General features: G+C 61.2%; 15 protein-coding genes and 1 pseudogene. 8 read left to right on the top strand and 8 right to left on the bottom strand.

All coding sequences use genetic code 11. The features are described from left to right. The first annotated feature begins 138 nt into the window (after positions 1 to 138). Positions 139 to 1,239 carry a replication initiation protein gene (locus BCL67_RS14315; RefSeq protein WP_181256038.1) on the top strand — a complete coding sequence of 367 codons (1,101 nt, stop codon included), beginning with the start codon at positions 139 to 141 and terminating at the stop codon, positions 1,237 to 1,239. Positions 1,240 to 1,253: 14 nt separating this feature from the next. Here the strand turns inward: BCL67_RS14315 and BCL67_RS14310 are convergent, their stop codons facing one another. Together BCL67_RS14310 and BCL67_RS14305 are read right to left on the bottom strand one after the other, a co-directional pair. After that, positions 1,254 to 2,576 carry a Y-family DNA polymerase gene (locus tag BCL67_RS14310; RefSeq protein WP_106124085.1) on the bottom strand — a complete coding sequence of 441 codons (1,323 nt, stop codon included), beginning with the start codon at positions 2,574 to 2,576 and terminating at the stop codon, positions 1,254 to 1,256. Continuing rightward, a complete protein-coding gene (locus tag BCL67_RS14305) occupies positions 2,558 to 2,986 on the bottom strand; it encodes a LexA family protein (protein WP_106124084.1) in 429 nt (142 codons plus the stop codon). Before BCL67_RS14305 ends, BCL67_RS14310 begins: the two co-directional genes overlap by 19 nt. 230 nt (positions 2,987 to 3,216) lie before the next feature. Between BCL67_RS14305 and BCL67_RS14300 the strand changes: the two genes are divergently transcribed. Together BCL67_RS14300 and BCL67_RS14295 are read left to right on the top strand one after the other, a co-directional pair. Next, entirely contained in the window at positions 3,217 to 3,804 is a 588-nt protein-coding gene (locus tag BCL67_RS14300) for a ParA family protein (protein ID WP_106124083.1), read from the top strand. Then, on the top strand, positions 3,797 to 4,027 hold the full coding sequence (locus BCL67_RS14295) for a hypothetical protein (protein ID WP_219886544.1): 231 nt from the start codon (positions 3,797 to 3,799) through the stop codon (positions 4,025 to 4,027). The genes BCL67_RS14300 and BCL67_RS14295 overlap by 8 nt, the downstream gene beginning before the upstream one ends. A 145-nt stretch (positions 4,028 to 4,172) precedes the next feature. Here BCL67_RS14295 and BCL67_RS14290 read toward each other — a convergent pair whose 3' ends face one another. From BCL67_RS14290 to BCL67_RS14280, 3 genes are all read right to left on the bottom strand, one after another. Continuing rightward, the gene (locus tag BCL67_RS14290) at positions 4,173 to 4,475 is read right to left on the bottom strand and encodes a histone-like nucleoid-structuring protein Lsr2 (RefSeq protein ID WP_106124081.1); all 303 of its coding nucleotides are present in this window, start codon (positions 4,473 to 4,475) and stop codon (positions 4,173 to 4,175) included. Between the two features lie 437 nt (positions 4,476 to 4,912). After that, positions 4,913 to 5,173: a type II toxin-antitoxin system RelE family toxin gene (locus BCL67_RS14285; protein ID WP_106124080.1), complete on the bottom strand. Its 261-nt coding sequence runs from the start codon at positions 5,171 to 5,173 to the stop codon at positions 4,913 to 4,915. A 20-nt stretch (positions 5,174 to 5,193) separates the two neighbouring features. Beyond that, complete coding sequence (locus tag BCL67_RS14280) at positions 5,194 to 5,439, bottom strand: type II toxin-antitoxin system Phd/YefM family antitoxin (RefSeq protein ID WP_106124087.1); 246 nt, start codon at positions 5,437 to 5,439, stop codon at positions 5,194 to 5,196. A 125-nt stretch (positions 5,440 to 5,564) separates the two neighbouring features. Between BCL67_RS14280 and BCL67_RS16040 the strand changes: the two genes are divergently transcribed. After that, entirely contained in the window at positions 5,565 to 6,422 is an 858-nt protein-coding gene (locus BCL67_RS16040; protein ID WP_146131191.1) for an IS30 family transposase, read from the top strand. Here the strand turns inward: BCL67_RS16040 and BCL67_RS14270 are convergent. Continuing rightward, complete coding sequence (locus BCL67_RS14270; RefSeq protein ID WP_106124078.1) at positions 6,346 to 6,993, bottom strand: response regulator; 648 nt, start codon at positions 6,991 to 6,993, stop codon at positions 6,346 to 6,348. The two genes, BCL67_RS16040 and BCL67_RS14270, sit on opposite strands and share 77 nt — an antisense overlap. After that, positions 6,990 to 8,201, bottom strand: a complete 1,212-nt coding sequence (locus BCL67_RS14265; protein WP_106124077.1) for a sensor histidine kinase — start codon at positions 8,199 to 8,201, stop codon at positions 6,990 to 6,992. The genes BCL67_RS14270 and BCL67_RS14265 overlap by 4 nt, the downstream gene beginning before the upstream one ends. Positions 8,202 to 8,360: 159 nt before the next feature. Between BCL67_RS14265 and BCL67_RS14260 the strand changes: the two genes are divergently transcribed. The 4 genes from BCL67_RS14260 to BCL67_RS14245 all read left to right on the top strand — a co-directional run bounded on the left by BCL67_RS14260 (position 8,361) and on the right by BCL67_RS14245 (position 11,643). Further along, positions 8,361 to 9,059, top strand: coding sequence for an ABC transporter ATP-binding protein (locus BCL67_RS14260; RefSeq protein ID WP_106124076.1), 699 nt, complete (start codon positions 8,361 to 8,363; stop codon positions 9,057 to 9,059). Further along, the gene (locus BCL67_RS14255; protein WP_106124075.1) at positions 9,056 to 10,336 is read left to right on the top strand and encodes an ABC transporter permease; all 1,281 of its coding nucleotides are present in this window, start codon (positions 9,056 to 9,058) and stop codon (positions 10,334 to 10,336) included. The genes BCL67_RS14260 and BCL67_RS14255 overlap by 4 nt, the downstream gene beginning before the upstream one ends. A gap of 9 nt (positions 10,337 to 10,345) precedes the next feature. After that, positions 10,346 to 10,834: a MarR family transcriptional regulator gene (locus tag BCL67_RS14250; protein ID WP_106124074.1), complete on the top strand. Its 489-nt coding sequence runs from the start codon at positions 10,346 to 10,348 to the stop codon at positions 10,832 to 10,834. 386 nt (positions 10,835 to 11,220) lie between these two features. Beyond that, positions 11,221 to 11,643, top strand: a complete 423-nt coding sequence (locus BCL67_RS14245) for a general stress protein (protein WP_106124073.1) — start codon at positions 11,221 to 11,223, stop codon at positions 11,641 to 11,643. A gap of 93 nt (positions 11,644 to 11,736) precedes the next feature. Here BCL67_RS14245 and BCL67_RS14240 read toward each other — a convergent pair. Then, positions 11,737 to 12,896 (bottom strand): annotated as a pseudogene (locus BCL67_RS14240) (IS3 family transposase). Positions 12,897 to 13,427: the final 531 nt, after the last annotated feature.

Raw genomic sequence — 13,427 nt, 5'->3', positions numbered from 1 at the left:
CCCACTGTAGCACCGCGCGCCCAAACGCCCCAGAGACCACGCAACAACACGGCGTTTCGTGCTGCCTTCCGCGCCTCATTCCTCGGCAATATGGCGACCGCTTGGGCTCGTGCGTCACCGACCAAAACAGCACCATCAGTGCGTGTCAGCGCGGCCGACCTGGCCGAGTTCGAGTTCTACACGCCATCCCGTTCCGCCGGTTCCGTCCTGGTCATCGACGTTGACCGGCCCGAGGCCGTTCTAGACATATTCGACACGATCCCGCCCGAGATCCGCCCCTCCTGGATCGTGGAGACACGCAAGGGCGCACAAGCCGGCTGGATGATCGACACCGTTGACCTGCGATCCACCGCCCGAGAACGCCCCATCGCCTACGCCCGCGCTATCGGCGCAGCACTGCGCGAGGCACTGGCCGGAGACGAAGCCGTAGACCCACTGACGCCCGTGCGAGTGCGCAACCCCACCTACATCCGCGCCGAGCTGCGCGCGTCCGCGACTCCCCCGGTTTATGGCCTCAAGCAGCTGCACCAGGCGCTCAAGACAGCGGACCTTTGGCCCGAGGGGATGCGGTTCACCGGTCGCAGCGCGACCAAGAAGGCTCACCGCGCGATCGCGGCCGCGATCGACACCGGCAATCGGAATCAAACCGTGTTCGACGTCGCCCGCCACGCGGCCTACGTCGGGGAGGATTTCGAGGCGGTGGCCTGGCAGACCAACGACGCCGCTCCCGAGCCGCTGAAAGCCGCTGAGGTACGCGGCATCATCCGCAGCATCGCCGGATACATGGCGAACCACCGTGGCCACCGCTCCACGGTCGCTATGCCATCGCAGATGCGGGAACTGCTCTCAGAGATGGGCCGGCGCGGCGGGCTGGCCAATACGGCCGCGCAGCGCGCGGCCCGTGCGCTTGGCCCCACAGCCTCCGCAGCCGCCCGCAAACCCCGCACGGACACCAAAGCCCGCACGGCCCAGAAGATGCGCGCACAGGGCCACTCAGCAGCCGCGATCGGGCGGAAGCTCGCGGCCTCACCGGCTACGGTTTACCGCTGGCTGCGCCGCCATGTGCGGCATCAGTGCCGATTCTCATCAGTGGAGCATCAGGTGATCCAGAGACCCCCTCGCCGCTCCACTGCTCCTTCGGCAGGCTCCCTCCCCGGGCACCTCCGGTACTGGCCGCACCCCCGACATCAGACGCCGGCCCCCCGATGCACCCGACAACCCCCACCCACCGGACCCTAAATCGCTTCCAGCTCCTAAACTGCGCGGACTACAGGTAGCTCCTCCCAATGTGTGGTGTACCGAGGACTACGCATCTCACGCTTCATCTCCCACGCCTGACCAGCTTTGAGCCCCGCAGCGCCTAAGCCGATAGCCGGCTGATCCAGTTTCTTGCGGATGGACTCGATCAGCGGCCCGATATTGCGTTCCTCGTGCGCGTCAGTGAAGAGATCGAACGTTGGTTCAAGCCCGGTTTTCTGCAGATCGGTCAGCACGATTCCCGCCCGGGCGTACCGCACACCCTCCTCGAGCTTCGGAAGCAGCAGCTTTGCTGTCTTGGTCAGGGTCACCGGGTCAGCCGTGGCAGACGTCAGGGTGACCTTCAGCGAGGGTCCATGGGCTCCCTCGGCGTGGAAATGACTGGTCATCGCCCACGCGGTCACAGTCTTGGCCTGGCGATGATGCCGCTGCAACCTGGCCGAGGCCCGCTGCGCGTAGAGACTGAGAACCTGCGCCATTTCCGCCCTGGTGGTCACCGGTTCAGAGAAAGACCGCGAGACGATCAATTGGCCCTTGATCTCGGTCTCTTCTTCAAAGGGCAGACAGGGTGTGCCCCTGAGTTCCAGGCAGAGGCGCATGATCACGATGCTGAACCGGTCCCGCAGCATCACTGGGTCAGCATCTCGGAAATCCTTGACCGTGGAGATCCCCCGGCCGGCCAGACGCTTCGCCATGCGCCCCGCGATCCCCCAGACCTCATCGACTGGCAGGTTCGAGAGCAACTGGTCCCGGTGGGCTTCCGGGACGGCTTCCCAGACACACACCCCGTTCAGATGATCGAGCTTCTTGGCCGCGCGATTGCTCATTTTCGCCAGAGTCTTCGTGCGCCCGATCCCGACACAGACCGGTAACCCGAGATGCTTCCAGATTCGGTCCCGAACCATCCTCGCCCAGCTCAGCAGCTCCGGCAGTGTTCCGCGCAGCTTCACGAACGCCTCATCCACGGAGTACTGCTGCACTTCGGCAGCGCAGTCCCGCAGCACCCCGATGAAGCGATCCGACATTTGCCCGTACAGCTCGTAGTTCGAAGACTTCGCTACTAGATTCATGCGGTCGGCCGAGGCAGCGAGCTTGAACCAGGGCTCCCCCATCTTGATCCCCAGCGCCTTAGCCTCCTTGCTCAGCGCGACCGCGCAGCCGTCGTTATTCGACAAGACCAGGACTGGCCGGCCGCGCAACGTGGGGTCAAAGACCCGCTCGGCCGAGACGTAGAACGAGTTCACGTCGATCAGGGCGATGTACTCGCGCGGGCCGAGGTCTTCGGGGGTTGTGGGTGTCTCTAGACGTTGTGGATGCACTTGATGACGACTCCCCAGATATCGAGCTCAGAGAGTTCCCGCACCTGGATCGAGGGATACGAGGGGTTCTCCGCTTGGAGCACCACTCCCCCATTGACCAGCCTGAGCCGTTTGACGGTCATTTCGCCGTCGAGAATAGCGATCACCACGGACATGTCCCGCGCCATCAGGGACCGGTCCACAATCAGCTCATCCCCGTCACTGATCCCGGCGCCTTCCATCGAGTCCCCGGAGACGCGGACGAGGAAGGTGCTGTTGAGATCCCGGATCAGGTACTCAGAGAGATTGATCGGCGCTGTTTGGTAGTCCTGCGCTGGCGACGGGAAACCCGCCGCGACCGACTCCGGGACCTGTAGAAGGCCCTGGGTCAGGTCGGTCTCATCGAGACTCTGGATCTGGTCGATACGCATGGGAGCCTCAGTATCTATCGAACATACATTCGATAGCAACAGGTATCTAACGATATACCGTAATACCGGTCACGGTATAGACGCCAGTACCGGGGACGGTTTATAAAGCTATACCGCGATACCGTTCCCGGTATAGCGGTATATACGCCGATAGGCGTGTCTTTACAGCGGTATCGCGGTATAGCGGTAATACTGGCAGTACTGGAATACCGCGATAAGGGAAGAGTTGGATGCGCATTGCGATCGTGAACAGTAAGGGCGGAGTAGGGAAGACGACCACCGCCATCTACCTCGCTACCGCCGCAGCGCGCGACGGCAGGCACGTCGAGCTATGGGACGCAGATATCCAAGGGTCGGCAACTGAGTGGGCATCCCGCGCTCAGGATGAAGGCGAGCCGCTGGAGTACGAAGTCCACTCGGTGTCGCTGCCGAAGCTTCGCCGCAAAGAGACAAGCACTCCATGGGTCTTTGTTGATACTCCACCGGGGCAGGCAGAAGTTATGCAAGCCGCAGTCGATTTTGCTGACTTCGTCATCGTTCCTGTCATGCCAGAACCTATGGGACTCGATCGCGCCTACGCCACTCTCGACGGGCTGGCCCACGGAAAAGATGCCGCCCTGCTCCTAGGAGCCGTAGATAACCGAGAGAAACTCACTCTGACCACGCGCGATGTCCTTGCCGACGAGGCTGCTCCGCCCAAATTCACGACCGAAATTCGTCGACGAACGGCGATCTCGCAGAACACCTATTCGCGCCCACACAAGCTTTATGGATACGAGACTGTCTACAAGGAATTGAAGGAGATCGCCGGTGAGTGACATGAAATCAAAGCTGGCCAATCGGCGGGCGCAGCAACAAGCCTCGGAACCGAAGCCGACTTTCATATCGGCCCAGGGGAGTGCGGAGCAGACGAAGCGCACGTCCTACGATCTTCCGGTCTCTGTGCACCGCCGCCTGAAGCTTGCTGCGGTAGAGCAAGATCGGACCCAGGTCTCGATCCTCATTGAAGCGCTCGAGGCCTGGCACGCACAGCAACCCTAAATACCGGGAACGTTATTTAGGGTACTACCGTGACTGGTGGACCCTAGGCGAGAACGGCCTGGCACCCTGATCCGATGCGGGAGACGTGTGGCCTGGCGGGAGCTGAAAGCTCCTACCAGGCCACAGGTGCGTGTCGAGTCGGTAGTTACCGCTTCTTGGCGTTGCGGTAGGCCTCGACGACGTCACGGTGCAGCCGACCTCTGGATGAGACTTCGTGCCCGTTCTTGATCGCCCAATCGCGGATCTGGCGGGCCTCATTCTGCGGGGTGGGTGGCGCGATCGCGCGCCCCTTACGGATGTACTGCTTCAAAGTCTCCCGCAGCTCCTTGGCATGATCCTCGCTGAGATCGATCTCGTAATGCCGAGCATCAAGCCCGAACGTCACGGTCTCCTTCGCCTCGCTGCCGTCAAGGTCATCTACAAGAACAACTGCTACCTTCTGCGCCATTTCGATACCTCACTCGTCAGTTGAAGAACCGGCACTTGGTGCCTGACTCTTCGAATCCACTTCACCGGGGGAACGGTCCCGGAGAAGGTGCTGCTCACATTCCATGAAGTGAAAAGTGTAGTCGGAGACGATGATTTCAGTCTCCAGGGTTCTTCTAGGTGGATGCATGGTTCCGCACATCAATTAAACCGCGAGAAGAGTCTGTGGACGGTCATGCCCTTTGTCCTGAATCGCGATCCAATTCAAGGAATATTTGCGATAGCAGGGTAACCACTCCGGAGCGCTTCACAGTGGGGGAGGGGCCCCAAACTTCAGCATCCCGCGGGTCACAGGCTCGATCGCCTTGCCCCTGCAAGCGGCCACCGAGGACACGAGGCGTGGCGAATCCTGCTGCCCGCCTCCGTAACGACGGCTCGCTGGCTCCTTTGAGGTTGGCTCTAGCGGTATATCTCGCGTCGGTGTCCCACACGCAGCACCAACACGACCAGCTCCTGATCCTCGATGTCGTAGACCACCCGGTACTGACCTACTCGGATGCGGCACTCTCCATCGCCACCGCTGAGCTGGACATACCCCTGAGGGCGCGGGTCTCGAGCGAGATCTTCGATGGCTTCCTTGATCCGCAAACGGTCACTGGGGTGGATCTTGCGGAAAGCTTTCGCCGCAGAGGGCTTATACGTGATCGAGTACGGCGGCATTGAGAGGCGCTAGTCCTGACTCAGAGGCCGAGCTCGGCCATCAGTTCCTCGTGGGAGAGCTGGCCATCTTCGTTGCGTGCTTCCCGGGCGCCGCGGATGTCAGTCTGGTCTTCAAGGGCCTGGACCGCGCGGTCGAAGAACTCGGGGGAGACCACCACGGCTCGGCGCCGGCTGCCACGGCTAAGGATCTCCACCGGCTCGCGCTGCGCGGCATCGAGGATCTCGCTCTGGTGAGCACGGAAGTCGCTGAGGGTTATGCTGGTCATGCGCCAAGAGTACATCTTGTACAAGTAGGACTCAATCGTCACCAGTCGAGCGTGTCTCACCCAACATTGATGACCTCAACCGGTGAATGCACCGCTACTCGGCAAAATGAGTGGTGGAGGTGCGCATGGAGTTCACACCAGAGCAACAGCTGGCCATCTGGGACGGTTGGCGAGAGGGCGAGTCCTTCCAACGAGTCGCTGACAGGGTAGGGCAGCGCGCCCACGTCATCCAATACTTCCTCCGCAGCCACGGAGGCATCAGACCGAAGCCGTCTCACCGAGATCGCAGGCATCTCACCCACGATGAGCGTGAAGAGATCTCTAGAGGAATCGTGGCCGGTTGGTCGTTGCGCACAATCGCAGCGGCCCTGAACCGTCCGCATTCCACCATCTCAAGAGAGCTCACAAGGAATGGTGGGCGTCTCGTCTATCGCGCCGCTGCGGCCGAGCACGCCGCAGGGCTCCGAGTGAAGCGACCGAAAGTCACCAGGCTCAAGGAAAAACCCGCATTATTGCAGGTGGTCAGAGCGAAGCTGGAACTGGACTGGTCTCCAGAACAGATCTCTGCCTGGCTGAAGAAGGCCTACCCCGCCGATCAGCGCATGAGGCTATCCCACGAGGCGATTTATCGGTCGATCTACTACGTCTATCGGCGTGAACTCGATCGAGGCACATCCCAGCATTTACGGTCCGGGCGCACCGTTCGTCGACCGCGACGACGCGGACGACCATCGGGGCGGGGTCGCCTCAAGAACATGGTGCCCATCAGTGCACGTCCCGCGTCAGTCGAGGACCGTTTGCAAGTCGGGCACTGGGAGGGTGACCTCGTGATGGGGAATCGGCCTTCGGTGGTCGCGACTCTGGTGGAACGAAGTACCCGTTCCATGGTCAGCCACAGTGGTGGACTCACGAGGACCCGTCCAGCCCTGCACGATGAGCCAGAATTGCCAGTTCCGTGCGGTCACGCGCATCGAGTTTGGTGAGGATCCGACTGACATAAGTCCTAACAGTGGCGGGACTCAAATAGAGCTCAGCCGCGATCTCAGTGTTTGTCTGGCCCTGTGCCACCGCTTTGAATACCTGCAGCTCACGTTCGGTGAGCACCGAGAAGTCCTGACTATCTCCCGCAGGCGGACCTGACGCGACGTGGTCCATGAGTTTCCGGGTGATCTGGGGAGAGAGCTGACTCTCTCCTGCCGCGACAGCACGGACTGCTTCGCGCAGGCGGGGCCCCGAGGTGTCCTTAAGCAGGTACCCGGCAGCTCCGGCCCTGATGGCACTGAGGACCTCATCATCGTCGTCAAACGTGGTCAGGATCAGAACCGCGGGCGAGGGCTCAGATTCCTTGATGCGCGAAGTGGCGTCGACACCATTCATGACCGGCATGCGGATGTCCATAAGCACCACATCGGGTTGAAGCTCCTTCACCTGGTCAAGGGATTCTTCGCCATTTCCGGCTTCGCCGATGACCTCGATCTCCGAGTCATTCTCCAAGAGAGCCCGTAAGCCGGTCCTGACGAGGTGCTGGTCGTCTGTCAGCAGGACTCTGATCATGCTGGCGCCTTCTCTAAGCGTTGCGGCTGCACAGGATCGATGGGCAGCAGGGCCCGGACTCGGAACCCTTCACCCCAGGGCCCTGTCTCTATCGACCCTCCTAACGCGGCGGCACGTTCCTTCATACCCACCAACCCCACGCCGGTGTGCGCCTCTAAGAGACCTTCGCGTGGTCCGTTGTCCCGGACGGTGACCTCCAGGTCCCTTCCACGTTCACGTATCTGCACATAGACCGTGCGAGCGACTGAATGCTTGGCGACATTGGTCAGAGCTTCCTGCACGATGCGATACACCACAGCCTCTACCTCTTCACCGAACTGGCGGGTCACCGCAATATCCGCCTCGATGGTCAACGCAGAGTCCGCGAACACGGACTTCTCCAGGGCCGCAATCGAGACCACCGGCCGTCGCACCTCGTGTTCCCTTAACTTTCGCACCGTGGCTCTCAACTCGCCGATCATCTCGCCACTGGTCGAGCTGATGACTCCCAGGGCGTCCTGCGCCGCAGCAGGGTTTCCCGGGAGAGCCTCGGCGGCAACCTCGGCGTGCATCGAAATCACGGTGGTCTGGTGACCCAGGGTGTCATGAAGCTCCCTGGCGATCTCAGCGCGTTCGGACGCTGCGATAGCTTGGGCCAAAGTTCTCTCCTGTTCCGCTGTCGCCTCCAGCAGCCGTGCTGAACGTTGGGACGCCTCGCGGCGTGAACGGGCACCATCGCCCAACGCGATCACAGCAGCCATCAGCGCGACCTCCGGGGCCAAGGTATAGACGAAGAGGGAGAACACATTCTCGTCAGTGTGTCTGACGAAGGGTGCGACCACAGCTGCGGCGAAGAACAAGAAGACCAGGCCACCTGCGATCTTCAGCGACCATCGGGGTCGGTGCCGCTGGGCTGCTGAGTACAGGGCTGCGGCCAATGGTAGCCCCAGACCGATACTGGGATAGCCCAGCAGGCTGTAGATCATCAAGATGCTCACACTGAACAACAAGACGCTCAAGGGGAAACGACGACGCCAGAACAACAGCATCCCCAAAGCCAACGCGAACAGGTACGCCAGCGCATCCGGAGCCCGGATGCCACCCTGTTCGGCTTGGATGATCAGTCCCAGCACGAGGAAGAGACCTACTGCCAGGGACGCATCCACCACCCTGGGCCGTTCCAAGAGCGCACCCGGCAGCTTCTCGACACCGCTGACAGGCCTGTACATGAGACCAGTCTAGAGACCGGTTCTGTGCGGAGGCAGTCACCTGGAATCGACACAGCACTGTCGCTTCCAGGCGACTCAGAAGACGATCACAGGCCGATGTGTCACCCGCGCCCTCTTCCATAGATTGGAGCCAACACATCCACAGAGAGGCTCCTCACCATGGCATCACCGGTCCTTGAGACCCACGGGCTCGTGAAGACCTATGGGCACGGAGAGTCCGAGTTTCAGGCCCTGAAAGGGATCACCACAAAGATCTGGAACGCCGAGAGCGTCGCAGTGGTCGGAAAATCCGGTTCCGGCAAATCGACTCTGATGCACCTGCTGGCCCTCCTGGATGCCCCCACCCAGGGAAGCATCGTGCTCAGCGGACAGATGACGTCTCAGCTGGGGGCCCGAGAGTTTTCCCAGCTGCGCAACGAGACCTTCGGTTTCGTCTTCCAACAGTTCTTCTTGAACCCTCAGCAGACGGTGTTGGAGAACGTCACCTTGCCGCTGAAGATCGCAGGAGTCAGCAAGACCGAGCGCAACCAGCGCGGCATGGAGACTCTCGAGCAACTCGACATGGCGGAGAAGGCGAAGAACAAGGCCACCACCCTCTCTGGGGGTCAGAAACAACGAGCCTGTATCGCCCGAGCACTGATCAACGAGCCCACTGTGATCTTCGCTGATGAGCCCACCGGCAACCTAGACACTGCCACCGGCGAGATCGTCGAAGACATCCTCTTCGATCTGCACACCCTGCGGATGATTACCTTGATCGTGGTCACTCACGATGAGGACCTCGCCGCTAAATGCCAACGCCGTCTCATCATGCAGGACGGGCAGATCCTTAGGGAAGAACACGGGGTCACCGCGTGAGAACACTAGACCTCGTTGGAACCGCAGTCTCGAACACGTCCCGGTCAAAGCTGCGCACGGCCCTGACCGTCATGGCGATTGTGATCGGAGCGTTCACCCTGACAGTGACCGCCGGGATCGGCTCCGGGGTCAATAAGTACATCGACACCATGATGGCCAGCTTCGGCGATGAGGACCAGCTCTACATCCTCGATGAGACCAACATGGATCAAGCTGGAGCGCCCGGCAGCGCCGGGGCCCCACCGGAGTACGACCCCGAGACAGCTGGTGCGAGTTCCGAGTTTGGTTTCATCACCCTCGATGCTGCCGATATCGACGTGATCCAGGACATCGACGGCGTCGAGTCCGTCAACCCGATGGTGTCTGTCAATGGTGAGTACCTGGAGACTCCAGATGGTACTGCATACGCGCTAGATCAGTTCGACGCCCCGCAGAACGCCTCCGGGTTGGAATTCGCCGCCGGTGGCGCGCCTCAGGGAAACGACGAGATCACGGTGCCCACCGCGTGGCTGGAGATCTTCGACACCGAGGACCCCCACGCTGTGATCGGTCAGGAGATCGAGATCGGGCTGTCGAACGCGATCGGAGAGCCGCAGTCCGCCACTGCCGAAATCGTGGGAGTCACAGAGGAGGCCATCTCTGGTCTCGGGGGGAACCCAATGCCCTCGATCGCGCTCAATGACGCGCTCTACCAGCTGCAGACCTCCGGCATGGACATCGATGACCAGTACATGGCAGTCACCGCGGTGGTGACCGACCTGGAGGGCAACGAGGACGCGGTCAAAGCCGATCTGGAAGATCAGGGGTACCTGGCGATGACCGTCGAAGATCAGATAGGAGCGATCCAGGGGATCATCAACATGGTCACCTACATCCTGATTGGCTTCGCACTGATCGCCTTGTTGGCAGCAAGCTTCGGCATTGTGAACACGCTGCTGATGAGCGTGCAGGAACGCACCCGAGAGATCGGTCTGATGAAAGCCCTCGGTATGAGCGGAGGCCGAGTCTTCGCCCTGTTCTCCCTAGAAGCCGCCATCATCGGCCTTCTCGGATCAGGCATCGGCATCGGACTCGGGGTGATCACTGGGGTGGCCGGAAACCAGTTCCTCACCAGCGGACCTCTTTCAGATGTTGCGGGGCTCACCCTCTTCGAGGTCGAACCAGCAGCTCTTGGCCTCATCGGACTACTCATCGTCGCCATCGCCTTTGTCTCCGGGACGCTTCCCGCATCCCGAGCGGCACGAAAAGACCCCATCACAGCCCTTCGACACGAATAGGAACACATCATGGCGTTACCCACCGAAGACCTGCTTCAACAGTATTTCGACGATCGCCTCGCTCTGGCACGGCTCAATGCCATGCAACGAATCGAACAATTCTCAGACGCCAACCTCACCATGCATGAACTTCGTGTTGTTCTCGTCGTCGCCTCCGGAATCGCACCCACCAGAGAACGCCTGGTCAGGGCTCTGCACGCACCGGCGGACAGCATCATCGCCACCCTGGGCCAATTGGTTCAGCAGGGGTATATCGAACCAGTAGTCCCCGAGAATGACCGGCTCACCCCGACTGAGGAAGCGATGAATCTCTTCGACGCGGTGGCCGAGCGCAGAGACACCACCATGGAACTGCTGGCCAACCTAGACCCTGATGATCTGAGCGCACTGGTCCAGGGGACCCGGGCGCTGCGTGTCGCGATGGAACTCGACGGCTCCGAAGAAGGCGGACTGCTGCCCGCCGACACTCTGATTCGAATGCAACACCACGCCGGCTGAGGCACCATGCGGCGCCACCGCGGCGGTCGTCTTCCGCCCCCGAGCGTTGAACGCACCAAAGCGGCAGCAGCTGTCAGTCCTGCTCTTCCCAATAAACCTCCGCTGGGTGATGCGGCCCAGCGGTGGACATGGTCTGCTTATCGATCCCAGTGCTTCCCCGATGAGCAGGACATGTCATAACGGGGTCGGTCATCTTGATTTTGCCCCCTTCTCAGGATGACCGGCCCCCCTCTCCGATGACCCCCGAGCCCGCAAACCGAATCAAATGAAGTCATCAGAAAGGACATCTCATGTCACACGTCTCTTCCCACCCCTCAGCAACCGACCCCGCCGTCCCCACACCCGGTCCTAGTACCCCGGATCAGCCCGAGACCAGGACCTCGGCAGTGTTGCGAGAGTTCGCGGACTACACGCAGGCACAGCGCCTCGTGGACAGTCTCTCCGACGACAAATTCCCAGTCGAGCACCTGCGTATCGTAGGTCTGGGGATCCGCACTGAGGAGCAGGTCACCGGACGCATGACAAAAGGCAAAGCTGCCCTCGCAGGAGCCGGCGGCGGCGCGTGGTTCGGCGTGCTCTTCGGCGTGCTGATCGGCCTCTTCGCTCCCGGAGCGATCTGGCTGACGGTCATACTCGGGAGTGTGGCTTTTGCAGCCTTCTGGGGTGCAGCATTCGGATTCGTCGCTCACTGGGCCACCCGCGGCAAGCGAGACTTCGCCAGCATCCAAACCCTTAAAGCCGACCGGTATGCCGTTATGGTCGACGCTCAGTACTACACAGAAGCACGCACCCTCGCCGAGAAGATCTGACGGAGCACGTTCTTGGGGCATGCAGGTCGATCCATCGGGCGTATGGAACAACCCCGATGACCTGACCTACAGTCTGGTTTCCACTCGTCTTGACTAGCTTCCGGCGGTGAGCGGTTGAATGGTATGTGCGAGGTCGTAGTCATGCGGCGTGGCGTAGGCCAGGCCGGAGTGGCGGCGTCGACGGTTGTAGAACACCTCGATGTACTCGAATATTGCGTTCGCCAGCTCGACCCTGGTCCGCCACTTCTTACGATTGAGCAACTCGATCTGCATCGAGGACCAGAAGGACTCCATCATCGCATTATCAAGCCCATCACCCACGGTCCCGAAGGACGGCAGCAGCCCTGCCGAGCGGATCTTCTGGGTGAACACCCACGAGGTGAACTCGACTCCGTGATCGGCATGCACGATCCCTCCCGGGTTGGGGGTTCTCGCGCGGATCGCCATATCCAGAGCGTTGACGACCAGGTTTGAGTCCTGCTTGGAATCGATCGCCCAGCCGATGATCTTGCGGCTGCAGGCGTCCAGCACCGCTGCGCAAGAGATCTTGCCTTCTCTGGTGGGATGTTCGGTGATGTCCGTGACCCAGAGTTCGTTCAGCCCGAGGCGCTGGAACTTACGGTTGACCAGGTCATCAGCTGTGGCCACGCCCTTGAGTCGTTTGACCCTTGTTGGTCCTGGTAGACCGCCCAGTCCTGCGCGGCTCATCAGCATCCAGACGAGCCGGCTGGAGCAGGTGATCCCCATCCCGAGCGTGAGCTCGGCATGGATGCGTCGGTAACCATAGGTGCCACGGGATGCGATGTGGACCTCGCCGATAAGGCCGGTGAGCCAGCGTCGACGTAATTCCGTGGCGCTGGTGGGGCGCCCTTTGTAGCGGTAGTAGCCCTGTCGGGAGACCCCGGGCAGGCGGCAGCAGGTGTTCACTGGTTCCCCGGCGTCGACGAGGCGGTCGATCACCGGGTGTGCTCTTTTGGGTCGAGTGGCTCCTCATCGAGCCAGGTGAATGCTCGTCGGAGGATCGAGATGTCTTGCTCGAGCTGACGCACCCTGGCGCGGGCTGCGCGCAGCTCCGCCGCTTCCTGGGTCGTGTGGCCCGGTCGGAGACCGTGATCGATATCGTCCTGGCGAAGCCAGGAGTGCAGTGTGACCTCATGGATCCCGAGGGCGGCCGCGGTCTGTTTGACCGAGCGGCCCTCGCGCACCAGTGAGATGGCGCGGGTCCTGAACTCTGGAGGATAGGGGCGTGGCATGGTGATCATGCCTTCCATGAAGGCCATCGGCTAGCGAGGGATGGTGGCAACCAAACTGTGGGTCAGGTCAAACTGTCACCAATTCGTGCGGCAGACCCGATGGGTCACCACTTCGAACGACCTCACCGAGACTTGGCATGTCGATCGGAGGCCACCCGCGCTGATCTCGAAGCCAAGGGTGGTGCACTGATCGGTTGAGCTCACCATCTGATCTTCGACGCTTCACCCCTGACGAGCTCAACGAGATCGCCGGACGACTCAATGATCGACCTCGACATGTCCTGAATTGGTCCAGTTCGAACGACCTCATCAAGACTTGGCATGTCGATCAGGGTGCGTCCGCGCTAATCTCGAAGTCAAGGGCGGTGCACTGACCGGTTGAGCCCACCGTAGGTTAATGAGACACTCAGCGTGAACTCTGCTGCGGACGTCCAACTGTGATTTTCGTAGATAAATGGCGGCGATTTTTCGGAGTTAAATGGCGCACGGGTCGTCGCCTGAGTGATCAGCAGGGGCCACGGAACCTACGTC

This window comes from Nesterenkonia sandarakina (assembly GCF_003003175.1).
Classification (GTDB): Bacteria; Actinomycetota; Actinomycetes; order Actinomycetales; family Micrococcaceae; genus Nesterenkonia; species Nesterenkonia sandarakina_A.
The sequence above is the reverse complement of the archived record's forward strand: the minus strand, read 5'-3'. Positions and strand labels throughout refer to the sequence as shown.